This is a genomic window from Dietzia sp. IN118 (assembly GCF_032905965.1).
Classification (GTDB): Bacteria; Actinomycetota; Actinomycetes; order Mycobacteriales; family Mycobacteriaceae; genus Dietzia; species Dietzia kunjamensis.
The window spans coordinates 883,661-902,323 of record NZ_JAUMSR010000001.1; the positions used below are offsets into that span (position 1 = coordinate 883,661).

The following is an 18,663-nucleotide window of genomic DNA, read 5'->3' on the forward strand; positions in this document are numbered from 1 at the left end:
AACAGATGGCGATTCGAGCGGCGCGACCCCGGCAGCTCTCGCGGTCGCTGGACTTCTCCGGCGTCCGTGTCGAGACGGCCCGGCTGCGGTCGGACCGGGCCGTGACCACCTTCTGGCGATGGTGGGCCGAGGGCGGCAGGCGCCGCGCGACGGCAGCGCTCGACTCGGGTGACGCCCGCCGGGTGGTTCCGGAGATCACCTCGCTCATCGAGGCCATCGACCCGCGACTGTCGTGGGAGTTCGTCCCGGCTCGTGAGGGCGGACCGCACCGCCTCACCGTTACCGCGGCCGGGGTCCCCGAGCTGCGTGGTGCCGCGCGCCGGTGGCTGGCGGCGGCGCCGGACGCCGATGAGTCGTGGTCCTTCGCCGACCTGCGCGAGCCCGTGCGGGGCTGCGCGATGTACTTCCGGGACCACCGGCTGGATTTCGACCAGGCGGAGGTGGTGGTGGACCTGGGCCTGTCCCGCGCCGACGTCACCGTGCACCACCCGGCGTTCACCGGGCTGTCCGGCGCGGACCTGGGGATCGCCGCATACCTGCTGCTGGACGCGCTGTGCGGAGAGGAGCAGGTGGAGACCTGGGTCGGACTGATCCGGGCCAACGCCACCGCGCCCGGCATCGAGGCGGTCCCGCTCTGGGAACTGCCGGAGATCCTCTGCGAGCTCGCGGCGGACAACACCGATGAGCTGGGCGACCCGGCGTGGCAGATCCTCCACGGGGAGACGGGCCGCGGACCGCTCGTGGCCGTGGTCCGGGTCCCGCTGGTCGCGCTGTCGGCGCCGGAGTTCGACCGCCACGTCGCGGTCCACGTCCCGTATACGGATGTAGAGGACGGCGGGTTGCCCGGGTCCCTGTCCCTGCCGGGCCTACGGGACCTGGAGGACCACCTGGTCGAGCGCCTCGAGGGCAACGGGGAATGCGTCGGAGCGGAGAGCTGCGACGGCCGTCGCCTCCTGCACTTCTACGTGGACTCCACCACCCCGGCGCACGAGCAGCTGCGGGTGGCCGCGTCCGGGTGGGACCAGGGCGAGGTGTCCGTCACCGTCACCGATGATCCGGGGTGGCGGAAGGTGCAGCACCTGAGGGTGTGAGACCGTCTGTCGCGCTACCGTCCGGTGACGCGAGCGGCCCGACGAACGGGTCCTCGCCCGGCCCCGCCACGACCGAGACGCGGCGGGGTTCGCCGTCCCGCGGCTCCACGGAGATCCACCCGTCGATCCGACCGTCCAGGACGAGATCGGGTGTCGCGGCGGCCGAGGACAGGCGGCTGGTGCCGCGCAGCTCCCAGTCGGCGTCCACCCGGATGACGGTGGGCGGGGTGACATCCGGGCCGCCCGGCCCGGCGAGCGCGTCGATCCTGCCCTCCGTCAGCGGGCCGTCGACGTCCCACATCACGGCGTCGACAGGGGCACCCACGTCGGAGGAATCGGGGTCGACGATCCGGTAGCGGGTCTCGTCACCGATCGCGGTCAGCGGGCTCCACCGGTCGGGGACATCGGTCACCACGGCCACCCGGTACCCGGCCGCGACCGCGCGGAACGCGACCTGCCGGCAGACGGCGGGCCGGGCGGCGAGCAGCACCGACCGCAGGTGGGGGCCGGCGAGCTGGATGGCGGCTGCGGCGCCGGTGCGGGTCGCGCCGAGGATCTGGCCGCAGCCGTGGGCGGGCGGAGCGAGGTCGGAGAGATCGTCGACCGCCCGCCGGGCGAGGGATCCGGCGATCGCATCGGGCAGGGTCTCGCCGGGTACGGGCGACACCCGCCCCGACGCAAGCGGGTGGCAGGCGGCGGTGGCGGTCGGCGAGATCCCACCCGCCACCCCCCGCTCCGACACCCCGGCCAGGCCCACCGTGGTGACCATGTCCACCACGTCGTCGCGCCCCTCCACCCGTCGCAACCGGACGACCTCGGTGAGGCGGGCCGCCCGGACGGCGGTGAGCCCGTCGATCACGGCCCGTGGATCCGCCGACGGCCGGACCACCAGCCCCGTCCCGGGCCCCGGGTCGGCCTCGGCGTCCAGGTAGACCTCGGCGAGCTCGGCGGCGTCGAGGACGCGGCACGGCACCCCGTGGTGGACCAGTGCGCGCCGCAGCCGCTCCGTGGCCACCGCGACCACCTGCTCCAGCAAGGCGCCCGCTCCCGCGGTCCACGAGGCAGAACCCGTCCCCGTCGCCAGCCGGGCCAGATCGAACCGCACCAGGAGGTGCACGCGCCGGTGCGAGATCAGAGCCAGCGGCCCGACCAGGGAGTCGTAGACCTCGCCGTCGTCGCCGTCCGCCGCACGGCGACCGTCGACCACCACGTCGATCCCCTCCAGGACCACCCCACCCTGGTCGAGTTGTCGCGCCACGACGGCCAGGGGCAGGCGGACGCCGCGGTGGTCGGCCGGGTCGTCGTGCCCCACCTCGGTGGCCACGAGCGCGCCAGCCGAGATCTCGACGGCCGTGGTGACGACCCGGTCACCCTCGACGCACCCAACGGTCGATCGGTCGGGGGCGACGAGGTCCACCACGTCCACGGACCGCCGCCGCGGGGCCCGCTCGCGCGCCACCAGTGGCCGCCCAGCGCGCCGCGCGGTGATCACGGCGGCCACCAGCGCGGCCACGAGGAACTGCACCCATGGTTGCCAGGACGGCGGACACACCACGGTGAGCACGAGTGTCGTGAGGAGGACGGCCGACAGTCCCGCGAAGGTCGGAACCGCCGTCATATCCCCGCCCCTCCGCGACGCCCGCGACACCCCGGCCGCGCCCGGTCGGCGGCCTCGGAAGACCGGCCACGGGGGCCGGATCGTGGCGTACCCTACCCCCGGTGCCCCCGGTCACGGTGGTGTCACATCAGGGGAGGGAGCCGGGGCCGTGCCGCTCAAGCCGACGACAAGGGCGCAGGTGGACGGGCATCGTTTCCTCACCCGCCGGGCCCGACACGCCGTGGTCGCCCGCGATGTCCGGATGCTGCACGACCCCCTCAAACGCCAGACCACCGGGCTGACGGTGGGTGTGGTCGGCGCCGTGATCGGGGTCGCCGGGGCCGCCGTTCTGGCGCTGCTCGACCCCGCCCCGGACGTCGACGCCACGACGATCATGGTGGGGCGGGACTCCGGGCAGATGTACGTCCGCGCCGGCGAGACCGTCCACCCCGTCCACAACCTCGCGTCGGCGCGGCTCGTGCTGGGTGAGCCCGCCGAGCCCCGCACCGTGCGCGACGCCGACGTCGCGGGAACGCAGCGGGGCGGACTGCTCGGCATCCCCGGGGCACCGTCCGCGTTGCCCGCCCACCGCGACGCCGGTGCGGCGGCCGCCTTGTCGTGGACGGTGTGTGACGAGGTGGCCGACGCCGAGCGTGGGCGCCCGCGCGTCTCTGCCACGAGCATCGTCGCCCGCGAGGATGCCGGGCCGGGCCGGGACACGGGCGCCGACGAGGTCGTGTTGGCCGATCAGGACGGGACCGGCTGGCTGTTGCGCGACGGCACCCGCGCGCGGATCGATCTGGAGGACGGGGACCTGCTGTCGATCCTCGGCCTGGCCGGGGTCGACCCGCGCCCGGTCACGGCGGCGCTGGTGGATCCGCTGCCCGAGGTCGACCCGGTGCGTCGCCCGGTGATCGACATGGCCGGTGAGCCGGTGGACTACGGCCTGGACGGGCTCCGGATCGGGCAGGTGTTCACCGTCGACACGGCCACCGGCACGCGCACCCACGTGGCTCTGGCGGACGGGGTACAGGAGGTGGGGCCCGTGCTGGCGGACGTCATCCGGTCGACGTCGACGGTCGGGTCGGTCGTCAGGGTGCCGCCGGACCGAATGGGTGTGCCGAGGTCGGTCGCGCTGGACACCGAGGCGTTCCCGGGCCGGCGCCCGACGGTGTTGGACACCGCCGGCTCACCGGTGCTGTGCGTCCGCGACGGGGGCAGCAGGGACTCCGCCACGCGTCGCGTCACGCTCGTGGCGGGGGCGACCGCCCCGGGCCCGGGCGACGTGCGGGAGGTGGCCGGGGCCGACGGGGGCGGGCCCGCGGTGGACGCGGTGGGAATCCCGGGTGGCGGGCTACTGGTGGCGGCGACGGGCCGCGGCACGACCACACGCAGTGCCGTGACGACCATCGTCTCCGACACCGGCGTGAGGTTCGACGTCCCCGACGCCCCGACCGCCGCCATGCTGGGACTGGGCGGGACGCCGGTGCCGGTGGACGGGGGTGTCCTCGACCGGCTCCCGGCCGGGCCGCGCCTGGATCGCGGGGCGGCGCTGGTCGCTCGCGACGGTGTCGACGCGGAGGTCGTGGGACAGGCCACCGCGGCCGGGTGACCCGCGGGGTCAGGCCCGGGTGTCCCGGTCGTCGCGGGGCCGGAGTAGGACGACGACGAGGGCGATCGTTCCCAGAGCGAGAGAACCCGCCGCCACGGCCGCGCCGACGCCGGCACCCGGAGGGCCCGGCTCGGCCGGGGGTGCGGCGATCGCGGTGGTCGCGGGCGCGGGGCGTCCGATCCTGCGAACCCCCGTCACCGCCGCCACGGGGTCGACCACTCCGTGCCCCACCGCGAAGTCGTGCCCGCCGGCGGCGGGGATCGCGGTGTTCTCGATCCGCGCGATCACCTGGCGTGCCGTGAGCCCGGGGTGGGCCTGCCGGACCAACGCGGCGGTGCCGGCGACGAACGGCGCGGCGAAGCTGGTCCCGGTGACGGGCGTGCGCGACCCGTCCCCGGCCACCACGACGTCGGACACCCCGGCCCCGTCCGCACCGACGGACCGCAGGCCCACTGCCGGCGCGGCGACGTCCACCCACGGGCCGCGCAGGGAGAAGTCGGCGGGGGCGCCGTCGGCGTCGACGCCGGCGACGGTGAGGACGTGCTCGTCGTACCAGGCGGGGGAGGCGACGGTGACCACGTCGCCCCAGCCGTCGTCGCCCGGAACCGAGGGGTCGGCGGCACCGGGGTTCTGGTCCCCGCACGCGTCGCCGACGTTGCCGGCGGCGGCGACCAGCACCACGTCGTGGTCCACGGCGGCATAGCGGATCGCGCCGCCGAGGGTCGCGTCGGCGAGCACCGTGCCGGCCGGCACGCACGCCACCTCGGAGATGTTGATGACGTCCGCGCCCGCATCGACGGCGGCCCGGATCGCGCGGGCCAGGGAGGACAGCGTGCCGACCCCGGCACCGACGGTCGGGCCGTCCGGTCCGCGGCTCCGGTCACGGGCCTCGGGGCGCAGAACGCTGCTGGACTGGCGGATGGAGACGATCTCGACCCCGGGCGCGACCCCCGAGTGTCCGGTCTCGTCCTCGGTGGCGGCGAGCACTCCCGCCACCAGGGTGCCGTGTGCGTCGCAGTCCTCGGTGCCGTCGCGACCGGGGACCACGTCGCCGGCGCCCCGTACCCGGGGCAGGCGTGGACCGGGGTTGACGCCGGTGTCGATCACGGCCACGACCTGCCCCTCGCCGCGGCCGTGGATCCAGGCCCCGCCCAGCTCGGCCGCCGTGGCGGACGGGGGCGACACCCCGGGATCGAGGAAGGCCGCGGTGGTCCGGCAGGGGCCGTCCAGGCGCAGGGGGCCGGCGTCGAGCCCGGTGGCCGCCGGGACCGGTCCATCGATCGCCGGGGGCTCCAGTGCGGCCGCGACGGGCGCCCCGGAGAGCTGCCCGGCGAGGACGGCGACCAGCAGTACGGCGGCGGCCCCGGGCGCGGCTGCACTGTGCGCGGCGCGGGACCCGGGCCCGCCCCCGCTCGTGTCGGAGGTGCGTCGGATCCTCATCGCTGCCGGACGAGCGAGTAGACCTCCATCGCGCCCACGGCGAGGGGGACGACCACGCAGATCCCGATCGCCTCGATCACGCCCACGGCCCGCAGGGCGGCGGGCGAGAGGTCGACGTGGGGTACCACCGAGGCGGCCACCACGACCGCCGCCGCCACCGCGACGGCCGCCGGCACCACCACGCCCACCGGGGACGCGACGGTGATCCCCGCGCCCACCAGTACCCCGGCGGTGAGGACGAGCGCGGACGCGAGCAGCACGGCGGTGTGTACGCGGTCCGCGTAGCCGAGGCCGCGCAGCACCAGGACGACGATGAGGACCAATGCGAGCGGTGCCGCCCAGCGGGTCGCACCGGCGTTCCCGGTCAGGGACGTGAGCGACCCGATGGTGCAGACCGCCCCCGCCGCCGCCAGCAGGCCGGTGAGCCATGAGCGCGAGGTGTGGAACCGGTGCCGCAGCACGTCCGGGGTCGGCAGGGGCCCGCCGGCCCGGCCCCGCACGTCGTGGTCGATCTCCTCGAGGTCCCCGGCCTCGACGTCCTCGCCGGGGGCGGGCACGGGCGGGATGGGGATCCGGGCGGCCCAGACCGCGATCCGCGGCGCGGCGGTGAGCAACACGAGCGCGACGAGGACGGCCCCGGCTCCCGCCGCCGCGGCCGGGACGCGGGTCGTGGCGACCACCGTCGAGCCGACCGCCCCGGCCGCCAGTGAGACGGCCGCGGCCAGGTAACCGGCGCCCGTGGCGTACGTGTGCGGACCCGGGCGGAACACGGTCCACCGGAGGACGCCCGCGAGGACCGCTCCGGCGGTCAGCCCGCCCACGAGGTGGCCGGCCCCGCCGGGCGGGCCCCCGACGGTGGCGCCGGCCAGCACGGTGAACCCGACCGCGCACGCCCCCGCGACCGCGTGGGCCGCGCCGGGCGCCGGGGTGCGGCGCAGAGCCACCACGGCCGCCAGGCCGAGCAGGGCGGCCAGGAGCGCGACCAGGGGGACCGCGGGCCCGCCTCCGGTCGTCCACTGGCGCACCAACGCCACCGTGGCCGCCGCCGCCGCCACCGCCGCCGTCGCGGTCGCGGTGGTGACCGCGTCGCGCCGGTCCCAGGTGGGGGAGCGAGCCACGTCCGGTTCGGTGAGACCCTGCAGGACGTCGTCGAAGAGCGGCGCCGGCGTGGGGACGGGGCGGTGGTCGAGGACGAGGATCTCCCCGTCGTGCACCCGCTGCTGCGCGAGCGTCTCCGAGACCGCCAGGGGCCCGCCGGCGAGTCGGGAGAGCTGCCAGGACCCGCCGGTGTCACCGCCCATCCGGGCGTCGACATCGACGCCGGAGGCCGGACCGGCGACCGCGCGGATGTGCTCCCGGATCAGGTCCACGACCTCCGGGATCACCGCGACCAATGCGAGGTGGGCGGGCAGACTCAGGTCCACCCGGGTGGAACGGCACACGATCGACACCCGACGCTGGTCCAGGGGATCGACGCCCGCCGCGACCTCCCGGATCCCACTACGTTGCGACACTCCAGATCCTCCCGATCCCGCCCGGATGGTGTCCCCGCCAGGACGTGTACTGCCCTAACATCGCCTTCCGATACGCCGATATTGTCGGGTCGGACGGGCGCTCGTGGGGACGCCATCTCCCGGCGGCGGGGTCACACCCGGCGGGAGCGAAGGGATCGATCACTGGTGACGTGCACGGGTGACGTTCATGGGTGATGTGGTGTTCACCCGCGCGGAGAAGCTCGACGCGCCGCCGATGCCCGGTGGGGAGCTGGCGCTGCAGGCACCGCCCGCCCTGCCCCGGCCCACGCCCCGGCCCCTCGTCCAGATCATCCTGCCGATCGTGCTGGTGGTGGCCGTGGGCGGGATGGTCGTGGTGATGATGCGGACCGGCATGATGCGCAATCCCATGTTCATGCTCTTCCCGGTGATGATGGCGGTCTCCGCCGTCGGCATGCTCGCGGGGACTCTGAGCGGCGGTAACAAGACCGCCGAGACCGACGAACTGCGGAAGGACTACCTGCGCTATCTCGGCCAGACCCGCGACACCGTGCGCGCGACCGCATCCGCCCAGCGCGCCGCCGCCCTGTGGCGTCACCCGGATCCGGTGGAGCTGCCCGCGTTGGTGGGCACGCCCCGGATGTGGGAACGCGACGAGTCGGATCCCGAGGACCTCACCATCCGGGTGGGCCCGGGCCGTCAGGCACTGGCGACCCGGGTGGACGCGCCCGACACCGGCCCGGTCGACGACCTGGAGCCGGTCTCGGTGGTGAGCATGCGCCGCTTCGTCCGCGTGCACTCGGTGGTCGACGACCTGCCCGTGGCGCTGGAGCTGCGCGCGTTCGCCGCGCTGTCGCTCGACGGTGAGGTGGAGGTGGTGCGTTCCGCGGTACGCGCGATGATCGCCGGGCTCGTCGTGGCCCACGGGCCCGACAGGGTCCGGGTCGCGGTGGCCGCGAGCGAGGGCGACGCCCGTCAGGCCTGGGAGTGGCTCAAATGGCTCCCGCACCACGAACACCCCGACTACACCGACGGCGGTGGTCGGGTCCGGCTCACCGAGTTCTCTCTCGCCGGGGCGGAGTCGATGCTGGGAACGGGCATCTCCGACCGTTCGGCGTTCTCACCGAGTGCCCCGGTCGTGCCGGGACGGGCGCACCTCGTCGTCGTCGTCGACGGTGTGGGCGTCACCGGCGCGGAACGTCTCCTGGCGGAGGACGGACTGGACGGGGTCACGGTGCTCGAGGTCTCCGGCAGCCGCGCGGGGCAACTGCGCGACCTCGCGCTGCGCCGCGGCCTGTGCATCCGGGTCGACGACGACCGCGTGGCCCGCGTGCGCAGCGAGGCCGGGGACGAGGACATCGCCCGGGTCGACGCGATGAGCCCGCCGGAGGCCGAGCGGTTGGCCATGGCCCTGTCCCGGTACCGACCCGCCGACACGGTGACCCACGCCGACGGCTCCACCACGACCCGCCGCGCGCCCGGGCTTCCGGACCTGCTGGGCATCGGCGTGGCCACTCAGGTCGATCCCGCGGTGGCGTGGCGGCGGCGCGGCGAACGCGACCGGCTGCGCGTGCCGGTGGGGGTCAGCCCGGACGGTGCCCCCGTCGAGTTGGACCTCAAGGAGGCCGCGCACGGAGGCATGGGACCGCACGGTCTGTGCATCGGCGCGACGGGTTCGGGGAAGTCCGAGTTCCTGCGCACCCTCGTGCTGGGCCTGGTCGCCACCCACGACCCGGACTCGCTCAACCTCGTCCTGGTGGACTTCAAGGGCGGTGCCACGTTCCTCGGGCTGGAGTCGCTGGCGCACGTCGCCGCCGTCATCACCAACCTCCAGGCCGAGATCACCATGGTCGACCGGATGCGCGACGCGCTCGAGGGCGAGCTCACCCGCCGCCAGGAGGTGCTGCGTGCCGCGGGCAACTACGGAGGCGTCGGCCAGTACGAGGCCGCCCGTGCCAAAGGAGCCCCGCTCGAACCGCTCCCGGCGCTGGTGATCGTGGTCGACGAGTTCTCGGAACTCCTGTCGTCCAAACCCGAGTTCGCGGAACTGTTCCTCACCATCGGTCGCCTGGGCCGCAGCCTGCACATCCACCTGCTTCTCGCGTCGCAGCGGCTCGAGGAGGGGCGGCTGCGCGGGTTGGACAGCCACCTGTCCTACCGGATCGCGCTCAAGACGTTCTCCGCCACCGAGTCGCGCACGGTTCTCGGGGTCACCGATGCCTACCACCTCCCCGCCACCCCGGGCGCCGGGTACCTCAAAGTGGACGCCGGCGACCCGGTGCGCTTCGACGCCGCCTACGTCTCCGGGCCGTACCGGAAGGACCGTCGACTCGACGGGTCGTCGGTGGCCGCACCGGTCGCCCGCGCGGCGGTCCGCCCGTTCACGTCCTGGTACATGCCCGTGCCGGCCCCTACTCCGGCGGCGTCCGGGGTCGACGACGACGAGGCCCGCCCGTCCTCCGGCGCCGCGGACGAGGGGCCCGCCGACGGGTCCGCGAGCCTCCTCGAGGTCCTGGTGGGGCGACTCGCCGGGCACGGCAGGCCCGCGCACGAGGTGTGGCTGGCGCCGCTCGGGGAGGGGGCGCCGCTCGACGCCGCGGTAGGTACCGAACCGACGGACGAGCGCGCCGGGGCCGGACCCGAGGGCTCCGGAGCGACCCCGACGGCCGGTCGGCCGGCCCGCCTGAGGTTCCCGCTGGCCGAGGTGGACCTGCCGTTCGAACAGCGCCGCGCCATCTGGCACGCGGACCTCTCCGGGGCGGACGGCAACGTCGCCGTGGTGGGCGGGACGCGATCCGGCAAGTCGACCACGCTGTGCACGCTCGTGCTGTCCGCGGCGGCCACGAACGACCCCGGCCGCCTGTCGGTGTACGTCGTGGACCTGGGTGGCGGGGCGCTGCAGTCGGTCGCGGACCTGCCCCACGTCGGCGGGGTCGCCCGTCGTGGTGAGGACGAGAAGATCCGCCGCACGATCGCCGAGGTGGACGCCGAGCGCCGTCGCCGCGAGACCGCGTTCCGCGAGGACGGCGTGGCCTCCGTCGACCAGGCGCGGCGCCGGGTGGTCGACCGGGACGGCCGCCCTGTGGCGGAGTACCCCGACGTGCTCCTGGTGATCGACGGCTGGCAGGCCCTGCGCACCGAGTTCGAGGATCTCGAGCAGACCGTGCTGGGGCTGGCCGCGGACGGGCTGTCCTACGGGATCCACGTGGTGCTGTCCGCGTCCCGGTGGGCGGACCTCCGACCGGCGTTGCGTGACGCCCTCGGCACCCGGGTCGAACTGCGACTGGGGGATCCCACCGACTCGATGATCGATCGGCGGGCCGCGATGACCGTGCCCGCCGCCCCGGGCCGCGGGCTCACGCCGGACCGTCACCACATGCTCGTCCACCAGCCCCGCCTCGACGGGCGGGTCGACGCGGACGGCATGGCCGACGCGACCGCCGAGGCGTCCCGCCATCTCGCGCGCAGGTGGCGGGCGCGGGTGGGCGACGTCGCCGCGGCGCCGGTCCGGATGCTGCCGGAGGTGCTCCCGTACTCGCAGCTGGCGAGTCTGTCGCGCCCCGGCCCGGACGGACGCCGCACCCGGGTCCCGCTCGGGGTGGACGAGGCCGACCTCACGGCGGTCTACGCCGACCTCGAGGGCGACCCGCTGATGCTGGTACTCGGTGACTCCGAATGCGGCAAGACCTCGCTGCTGCGCTCGCTGGCTCGCGGACTGGTAGCCGGAAACGGCCCCGAGCACGCCAGACTCATCGTGGTCGACTACCGACGCACCATGCTCGGCGAGATCAAGGGAGACCACCTCGCGGGGTACGCGCCCACCGAGACCGCCCTGGCCCCGATGGTCGAGCACCTCGTCCGCGTCCTCGACGAGCGCATGCCGGGCGCCGACGTCACCCCGGAGGAACTGCGGGCGCGGTCGTGGTGGAGCGGCCCGCGGATCCACCTGCTCGTCGACGACCTCGATCTGGTCATCACCGGCGGGGGCAACCCGCTGCAACCGCTCACCCGGTTCCTGCCCCACGCCCGCGACATCGGTCTGACGGTGGTCCTGGCACGGCGCAGCGCCGGGGCGTCGCGGGCGATGTTCGACCCGTTCGTCGCCCGCATCCGGGATCTCGGCGGGGCCGGGTTCCTCATGTCCGGCAGTCGGGAGGAGGGCCCACTGCTCGGCGGTATCCGGCCGGGGCCGCTGCCGGCGGGCCGGGGCCGACTCATCACCCGCGACGGCGGCGTCCGGCTGGTGCAGACCGCCCTGTCCGAGCCGGGACAGGGCGGCGAGGTGTGACCGACACGCGGGCGGCGACCCTGGCCGTCGACCTGTCCTGCTCGGGGCTGACGGTGGCGGCGGCGTCCGCCTCCGCGGTGCTGTCCCCGGTGGTCGCTCCGGCATCGGTGCTCGCCGGGTTGGACGGCTCGGCGCTCCCGCCGGGGGGCGATCGCCTCGAGTGCTCCGCCCGCGTGGAGGTCGCCGCCGGCCGCTTCCCGGACCGCTGCCTGGCCGATCCGGTCGCGCACGCCCACCGTGACCGCGTCGAGGTCGCGGGCCTGTCGGTCCCGGTCTCAGAACTCCTCGGTGCCCCCGTGACCCGGGCACTGCGGTGGGGAGGGGCCCGCGAGGGCGACGCCGTGGTGCTGGTCGTACCCACCGACTGGGGGACCAGCCGCACCACGCGGCTCGTCGGCGCCGCCCACGGCGCGGGGGTCACCGCCCACGTGGTCAGGTCCGCGCTGGTCACCGCCGAGGCCCTGCCGTCGTCCTCCGCACGGTGGGCGCTCTGCGTGGAGTCCTGCCACACGCGGACCACCGTGGGACTCGTCGAGCGGACCCGTGGCGGACTCGTACTCGTCGACCGGGCCGTGGTGCACCGGCGGGACCCCTGTCGCGACACCGCGGTCGACGATGAGGTGCCGCGGGTCCTCGACGCCGTCGCCGAGGTGCGCCGTCGCCGGCGTGAGGCGGGCACCGGGTCGACCGAGGTGCTGGTGCGCGGTCGCCTCGCCGAGCGCGTCGTGGACGCCTGCGACCGGGCCCGACTGCTGTCCTTCGTGGTCCCCGCGATCTCACCGGTCGAGGCGGCGTGGCGCCTGTACGCGACCGCGTGACCGGGTCGCGTGACCGGACCGCGCGGGCGGCCCGGACACGAGCGGGACGGACGAGTTTTTACCGATCCTGCGGAACCGAACCGCCCCACGGGCGCGTCGAACACTGTGACGGACCCAGAAGGGGATTCCGCACCGACCACAGTGGAGGACGAGATGACCGGGTTCAACACCCACATCGGGACCATGGACACCGCGGCCAGGAGGGTCGACGACGTGAACCTGGAGATCGACCGCCTGCTCGGCACCGTGCGGGACTCGGTGTCCCAACTCGGCGGCTCGGTGTGGAGGGGCGCCGCGCAGGCCCGCTTCACCCAGATCATGACCGAATGGCAGCAGCAGAGCACCAAGCTCAACACCGCGCTGGCGGGGATCTCGGAGACGATGCGCACCAACAGCACATCGTTCGACGCAGCGGACCAGGATTCGGCCGCGCTCATCAACCGCGCCGGCGCCGCCGGGCCTCTCAACCTCTGACCACCAGCACCGCCAGCACCGCCAGCACCGGAAGGGTACCCCCATGACCTCAGGACAGATCACCTACAACCACGGCCCGATCGAGGCACTCGTCGGCCAGGTCACGCAGGCCTCGGTCAACCTGCGCACCACTCTCGACGATCTCAAGGCCTACCTCGCACCGCTGGTCGCCGAGTGGGAGGGCGACGCCGCCGTCGCCTACCAGGCGCACCAGAACGACTGGGATCAGGCCGCGGCCGCGCTCCAGTCGATGCTCGCCGAGATCTCCCGCGCCGCCGGCCAGGGCAATCAGGGTATGGCCGACGCCGATCGTCGCGCCGCCCAGGGCTGGGGCTGAACCGGCTCGACGGGCACCCCGACCCCGCCGACGTCCCGCGACGACGGCGGGGTCGTGGCGTGTCGACCGGATGCGTCCGGCCCGCGGGCGTCCTACCGTCGCGGCACGACCCGGGAACGATCCCGGTGAACGCCACGTGGAGAACGCCACACGAAGGGGGACCGCATGTACGTCACGCACGATCCGTCGACCGGCCGGACCGACCGCGAGTACGAGCAGACCGAGGACGTCGACGCCATCCTGAGCACCGTCACCGAGGGGTTCACCGCCTGGCGCGCGACGGAGGTGTCCGAGCGGGCACGGATCCTCCTGGCGATCGCCGACGCCTTCGAGGAGCACCAAGAGGAGCTCGGCAAGGCGATCACCACCGAGATGGGCAAGCTCCCCGCGCAGGCCCGCGGCGAGGTGGCCCTCGCGGCGTCGATCTACCGCTGGTACGGCGAGCACGGTCCCGCGCTGCTCGAGTCCGACACCCTCGATGTGCCGGACGCCCGCCTCAACCGGGTGACCTACGAGCCGGTCGGCCCGCTGGTCGGCATCATGCCGTGGAACTACCCCTACTACCAGGTGGCCCGGTTCGCGGCGCCCAACCTGCTGCTGGGCAACACCATCGTGCTCAAGCACGCGAGCATCTGCGCCCGCTCGTCGGCGGCGATCGAGAAGGTCCAGCGCGGAGCCGGCCTCCCCGAGGACGCCTACGTCAACGTGTACGCCTCCAGTGACACGGTGGCCGAGATGATCGCCGACCCCAGGATCAAGGGCGTCTCCCTCACCGGCAGCGAGGGCGCCGGCGCCGCGGTGGCCACCGTCGCCGCGAAGAACCTCAAGCCCAGCGTCCTGGAGCTCGGCGGCTCGGACCCGCTCGTCGTCCTGGACGCCGACGACCTCGACGAACTGGTCGAGACCGTGGGCCGGGCGCGGCTGTCGAACTGCGGGCAGGCCTGCAACTCGCCCAAGCGGATCTTCGTGCCCGCGCAGATGAAGGACGACTTCGTCGGGCGGCTGAAGAACCTCTACGAGGAACTGGCCGTCGGGCCCGCCGCCGACGAGGGCACCGAGCTGGGCCCGCTGTCCTCCGAGGACGCGCGCGACGGCGTGGTCGAGCAGGTCCAGCGCGCCGCGGAGCAGGGGGCGACGCTCGTCACGGGCGGCGCGGCGATCGATCGCCCCGGCGCATTCATGCAGCCCGCCGTCCTCACCGACATCACCCCGGAGATGGACGCCTACCGCGAGGAGATCTTCGGCCCCGTCGCCATGGTGTACGGCTACGACTCCGTCGACGAGGCCGTGCGGATCGCCAACGACACCCCGTTCGGTCTGTCCGGCTCGGTGTGGGGAACCGACGTCGACCGCGCCTCCGAGGTGGCCGAGCGGCTCGAGGTGGGGATGGCCTACGTCAACGAACACGGCACGACGATGCCCGGCCTGCCGTTCGGCGGCGTCAAGCGTTCGGGCTACGGCCGCGAGCTCGGCCGCTGGGGACTGACCGAGTTCGCCAACGTCCGGCTCCAGCGGGTGCACTGACCCGGCAACACGCCCACCCCGCGAACGACGACAGGGCCCCGGCTGCACAACGCAGCCGGGGCCCTGTTCGCGCGCGAGGTCGCGTCAGCGAGCCCCGGCGTACGCCTGCGCGAGTCGCGCGATCTTCTGGGCCCGGGCCAGGCGCGGCAGGTCGGCGCCGTCGCGGGCGCGCTCACCGCCGGGACCGAGCTCATCGATCACGGACTCGGCCCACGAGACGTCGGCCGCGGAGGGGGAGAGAACCTCGTTGATGTAGGGCGCCTGGTCCACGCGGAGGCACAGCTTGCCGGTCATGCCCATCTCGACCGCGTGCTCGGCGGCGTCCTTGAGGACCTGCGTGTCATTGGAGATGGTCGGCCCGTCGATGGGCGGGGCCACGCGCGCGATCCGGCTGGCCACCACGAACTGCGAGCGCGTGTACGCCAGTGCGATCTGCGACGACCCGATGCCCGTGTCGCGACGGAAGTCACCGACGCCGAACGCCAGCCGCACCACCTGCTCGGACTTGGCGATCTCGGCGGCCTGGGCGAGACCGTCGGCCGACTCCACCAGCGCGACGATCGGGGTGTTCTCGGCCAGACGCGCGGCAGTGAGGGAGACGTGCTCGGCGTTCTCGGTCTTGGCCAGCATCACGCCGTCCAGCCCGGGGCAGTGCCCGAGCGCCATGAGGTCCTTCTCCCATTCGGGGGACCGGACGTCGTTGATGCGGATCCACGCGTGGTTCCCGGCCTCGAGCCACTGACGGACCTCACGACGGGCCCGTTCCTTCTCGGACTGCCGACACCCGTCTTCCACGTCGAGGACCACCACGTCCATCTCCGAGTTGACGGCGGCGTCGAAGCGCTCGGACTTGTCCGCGGGCAGCAGCAGCCACGAACGGGCGATGGTCGGTGGGATGGTCGACATGGGGCTCATGGGTTCCGGTCATCCTTTGGTCGTGAGGCGGCGACGATCGCGCTGGCAACCTCCCCACGATACGCCGGGCGCCCCCGGCGGGCGCATGCGGGAACGACTCTCACATCGCGGGTGCGGTGACCAGCTGGATCAGGTTGCCGCAGGTGTCGTCGAGGACCAGTGCCCACACCGGGCCCATCTCGGTGGGGGGTTGCACGATCCGGGCGCCCCGCTCCTTCAGTTCGTCGTGGGCCCGGTGGATGTCGTCCACCTCGAACTGCGCGGCCGGGATGCCGTCGGCGTGCAGGGCGGTGGCGTACGCGCGCGCCGCCGGGTGCTGGTCGGGCTCGAGCAGCAGCTGCGTGCCACCCGGGTCGCCCGGGTCCACCACCGTCAGCCAGCGGAAGTCCCCGGCCGGGAGATCGTGCTTGATCACGAAGCCCAGGACCTCTGTGTAGAAGGCCAGTGCGCGGGTCTGGTCGTCGACGTGGACGGAGGTCACTGTGATGCGCGGCATACTCCCCACGGTAGGTCGGCAGGCGTCCGTCGGCATCCGCTCCGGGGCCCGCCGGAGCCCATTGCTGACAGGAACTGTCCGCAAAGCGAGCGGTGAGTGTTGACTCGGACGCGGGCGGGGGACACCCTTTCTAGGTGAGCACCCGATCCTCCTCCGCGCCTGCGATAGAAGCAGAGCACCTCGTGAAGCGCTTCGGTGATTTCACCGCCGTGGACGACATCTCGTTCACGGTCCCCACCGGAACCGTCCTCGGGCTGCTCGGCCCCAACGGCTCCGGCAAGACGACCACCATCCGGATGATGACCACGCTGAGCCCGCCGACCTCGGGAACCGCCCGGGTCGCCGGGCACGATGTGCTGCGTGAGCCGGCGCAGGTCCGCAAGGCGATGGGGCTGACGGCCCAGTCGGCGACGGTGGACGAGTTGCTCACCGGGCGCGAGAACCTCCGCCTCATCGGCGACCTCTACGGCCTGCCCAAGAGGGCGGTCAAGGCGCGCGCGGACGAACTGCTCGAGAAGTTCTCCCTGGCCGACGCCGCCACCAGGGTCGCGAAGAGCTACTCCGGCGGAATGCGGCGTCGGCTCGACCTCGCGGCGAGCCTCGTCGCCGCCCCGCCCGTGTTGTTCCTGGACGAGCCGACCACGGGGCTCGACCCGCGGTCGCGCAATGAACTATGGGACGTCCTGCGGGGCCTCGTGCGGGACGGCACGACGTTGCTGCTGACCACGCAGTACCTCGACGAGGCCGACCAGCTGGCCGACCGGGTGATCGTCATCGACCCCGGCAGCGTCATCGCCGACGGGACGCCGTTGCAGCTCAAGGACCGTTCGGGCGCGGCGAGCCTGGTGGTCACGGTGTCCCGACCGGACGACGTGGACGAGGCCGCCCGCGTCCTGGCGGGGCGCATCGAGGATCTGCACGTCGACCGGGACGCGCGCCGTCTCACCGCGCCGTCGGAGGGGGTCTCGGCCCTGGCCGCGATCGCGGCGGACTTCACCGAGGCGGGTATCGAGCTCGACGACATCGGCCTGCAACGGCCGAGCCTCGACGACGTCTTCCTCTCCCTCACGGGCCGCAAAGCGGAGGACCCGCAGACCGACACCACCGATCAGGAGACCCGGGTATGAGCACCGTCGCCGACCCCGCCACCACGTCCCCCGAGCGGGAGCACTTCTCCGTCCCGGTCCGTCCCGACGGGCCCTCGTTCGGCCGGCAGATCTCCGCGCTGGTGCGCCGCAACCTCTTCCACATCAGGCGCCAGCCGGAGAACCTCGCCGACGTCACCATCCAGCCGGTGATGTTCGTCCTGCTGTTCGCGTTCGTCTTCGGCGGTGCGATCGCTGTGGCGGGCAGCGGGGACTACCGGGAGTGGCTGCTGCCGGGGATCATGGCGCAGACCATGGCGTTCTCGTCGTTCGTCGTGGCCTCCGGGCTGTGCAACGACCTCAACAAGGGGATCATCGACCGCTTCCGGACGCTGCCCATCCAGCGATCGTCGATCCTCATCGCGCGCAGTGCGTCCAGCCTCATCCACTCCTCGATCGGCGTGGTCGTCATGTCGCTGACGGGCCTCATCGTGGGGTGGAGGATCCGCAGCGGGCTCCTCGACGCGCTGCTGGGGTACCTCATCCTGCTGGGCTTCGGCTTCGTCATGATCTGGATCGGCATCGTCGTGGGCTCGAGGCTCAAGACGATCGAGGCGGTGAACGGCGTCATGTTCACCACGACGTTCCCCATCACGTTCGTCGCCAACACCTTCGCCCCGCCGGAGTCGATGCCCGTGTGGTTGCGGGCGATCGCGGAGTGGAACCCGCTCTCCTCGGTCGTGCAGGCGATGCGTGAGCTCTGGGGGAACGCTCCGGCGGTCGGTCCGGACGCCGCCCTGCCGTTGCAGCACCCGGTGCTGGCGTCACTGTTGTGGATCGTCGGCCTGACGGTGGTGATCGCCCCGATAGCGATCAAGGCCTTCGACGCCCGCACCCGCGATTAGCGCGCCGGTCAGCCCGCCGACGAGCCCGCCGACGGGAGAGCCGGTACCGTCTCAGCGCTTCTTCCCGGGCGAGACGCGGATGGTGATCGAGCCGGTGATGGGCTCGACCCCGGCGTCGTCGACGAACGTCAGCGGGACCTCGACGTCCTGTCCGCTGGTGAAAGTCGAGAAGTCCGGCATGTCCGTCCACTCGGCGGTGACGGTCATGCCGCCGGTCGACATGGCGGGGTAGCGCACGTTCATCCCGACGGGGATCCATCGGTGGGTGGTGGGAACCGTGGCCTCGGCGAGCATGCCCACGGCCATCTCGGCGAGGTTGCACGCCGCGATCACGTGGAAGGTGCCGATGTGGTTGCGGTTGCCCCACCAGCCGGGTCCGCGGACGACGCAGCGGCCCGGTCGGAGTTCGACGACGTGCGGGTACGCCGTGCGGAAGTACGGGGCCTTGAGGCTCACCGCCGCGCTGAACAGGCGGGAGCCGAACGGGAGCCGGGTGGCGGTCTTCCACAGCCGGTAGGTGGAGGTGTCGGCGTGGTGGGTGGGGGAGGTGTCGGAGTCGGTCACGACGACGAGGTTACCCGCCGGTAA

The 18,663-nt window shown here is 73.6% G+C and carries 15 protein-coding genes; 9 read left to right on the plus strand and 6 right to left on the minus strand.

Annotated features, from left to right (window positions below; translation table 11 throughout):
* Nucleotides 1-5 precede the first annotated feature (5 nt).
* Entirely contained in the window at nucleotides 6-1,091 is a 1,086-nt protein-coding gene (locus Q2K20_RS04385) for a DUF695 domain-containing protein (RefSeq protein WP_096907068.1), read from the plus strand.
* Here the strand turns inward: Q2K20_RS04385 and Q2K20_RS04390 are convergent.
* Nucleotides 1,045-2,709, minus strand: coding sequence for a type VII secretion protein EccE (locus tag Q2K20_RS04390; protein WP_269501814.1), 1,665 nt, complete (start codon nucleotides 2,707-2,709; stop codon nucleotides 1,045-1,047). The two genes, Q2K20_RS04385 and Q2K20_RS04390, sit on opposite strands and share 47 nt — an antisense overlap.
* Before the next feature lie 148 nt (nucleotides 2,710-2,857).
* Here Q2K20_RS04390 and eccB point away from each other — a divergent pair, with 148 nt between their 5' ends.
* Nucleotides 2,858-4,300 (plus strand): type VII secretion protein EccB, encoded by a 1,443-nt coding sequence (eccB, locus tag Q2K20_RS04395; RefSeq protein WP_119193395.1) that lies wholly within the window; start codon nucleotides 2,858-2,860, stop codon nucleotides 4,298-4,300.
* 9 nt (nucleotides 4,301-4,309) lie between these two features.
* Here the strand turns inward: eccB and mycP are convergent, their stop codons facing one another.
* Together mycP and eccD are read right to left on the minus strand one after the other, a co-directional pair.
* Nucleotides 4,310-5,740 carry a type VII secretion-associated serine protease mycosin gene (mycP, locus tag Q2K20_RS04400; RefSeq protein ID WP_082923927.1) on the minus strand — a complete coding sequence of 477 codons (1,431 nt, stop codon included), beginning with the start codon at nucleotides 5,738-5,740 and terminating at the stop codon, nucleotides 4,310-4,312.
* Complete coding sequence (gene eccD / locus Q2K20_RS04405) at nucleotides 5,737-7,254, minus strand: type VII secretion integral membrane protein EccD (RefSeq protein WP_067716606.1); 1,518 nt, start codon at nucleotides 7,252-7,254, stop codon at nucleotides 5,737-5,739. Before eccD ends, mycP begins: the two co-directional genes overlap by 4 nt.
* 187 nt (nucleotides 7,255-7,441) lie before the next feature.
* Between eccD and eccCa the strand changes: the two genes are divergently transcribed.
* The 5 genes from eccCa (at nucleotide 7,442) to Q2K20_RS04430 (ending at nucleotide 14,674) form a co-directional block, all read left to right on the plus strand.
* Complete coding sequence (gene eccCa, locus Q2K20_RS04410) at nucleotides 7,442-11,521, plus strand: type VII secretion protein EccCa (RefSeq protein ID WP_096907526.1); 4,080 nt, start codon at nucleotides 7,442-7,444, stop codon at nucleotides 11,519-11,521.
* On the plus strand, nucleotides 11,518-12,339 hold the full coding sequence (locus tag Q2K20_RS04415; protein WP_067716604.1) for a hypothetical protein: 822 nt from the start codon (nucleotides 11,518-11,520) through the stop codon (nucleotides 12,337-12,339). The genes eccCa and Q2K20_RS04415 overlap by 4 nt, the downstream gene beginning before the upstream one ends.
* A 153-nt stretch (nucleotides 12,340-12,492) precedes the next feature.
* Nucleotides 12,493-12,813 carry a WXG100 family type VII secretion target gene (locus Q2K20_RS04420; RefSeq protein WP_067716986.1) on the plus strand — a complete coding sequence of 107 codons (321 nt, stop codon included), beginning with the start codon at nucleotides 12,493-12,495 and terminating at the stop codon, nucleotides 12,811-12,813.
* A 43-nt stretch (nucleotides 12,814-12,856) separates the two neighbouring features.
* Nucleotides 12,857-13,150 carry a WXG100 family type VII secretion target gene (locus Q2K20_RS04425; RefSeq protein ID WP_067716601.1) on the plus strand — a complete coding sequence of 98 codons (294 nt, stop codon included), beginning with the start codon at nucleotides 12,857-12,859 and terminating at the stop codon, nucleotides 13,148-13,150.
* Nucleotides 13,151-13,315: 165 nt separating this feature from the next.
* On the plus strand, nucleotides 13,316-14,674 hold the full coding sequence (locus Q2K20_RS04430; protein WP_067716599.1) for an NAD-dependent succinate-semialdehyde dehydrogenase: 1,359 nt from the start codon (nucleotides 13,316-13,318) through the stop codon (nucleotides 14,672-14,674).
* 84 nt (nucleotides 14,675-14,758) lie between these two features.
* Here the strand turns inward: Q2K20_RS04430 and Q2K20_RS04435 are convergent, their stop codons facing one another.
* A complete protein-coding gene (locus tag Q2K20_RS04435; RefSeq protein ID WP_082923926.1) occupies nucleotides 14,759-15,580 on the minus strand; it encodes an HpcH/HpaI aldolase/citrate lyase family protein in 822 nt (273 codons plus the stop codon).
* 109 nt (nucleotides 15,581-15,689) lie between these two features.
* Entirely contained in the window at nucleotides 15,690-16,085 is a 396-nt protein-coding gene (locus tag Q2K20_RS04440) for a VOC family protein (RefSeq protein ID WP_069390275.1), read from the minus strand.
* A gap of 134 nt (nucleotides 16,086-16,219) precedes the next feature.
* Here Q2K20_RS04440 and Q2K20_RS04445 point away from each other — a divergent pair, with 134 nt between their 5' ends.
* Together Q2K20_RS04445 and Q2K20_RS04450 are read left to right on the plus strand one after the other, a co-directional pair.
* A complete protein-coding gene (locus tag Q2K20_RS04445; protein WP_317176691.1) occupies nucleotides 16,220-17,212 on the plus strand; it encodes an ATP-binding cassette domain-containing protein in 993 nt (330 codons plus the stop codon).
* Nucleotides 17,209-18,075, plus strand: coding sequence for an ABC transporter permease (locus tag Q2K20_RS04450; RefSeq protein ID WP_069390277.1), 867 nt, complete (start codon nucleotides 17,209-17,211; stop codon nucleotides 18,073-18,075). Before Q2K20_RS04445 ends, Q2K20_RS04450 begins: the two co-directional genes overlap by 4 nt.
* Before the next feature lie 51 nt (nucleotides 18,076-18,126).
* On the opposite strand, the gene Q2K20_RS04455 is transcribed toward Q2K20_RS04450, so the two are convergent.
* Entirely contained in the window at nucleotides 18,127-18,639 is a 513-nt protein-coding gene (locus Q2K20_RS04455; RefSeq protein ID WP_067716585.1) for a hotdog fold domain-containing protein, read from the minus strand.
* Between the last annotated feature and the right edge of the window lie 24 nt (nucleotides 18,640-18,663).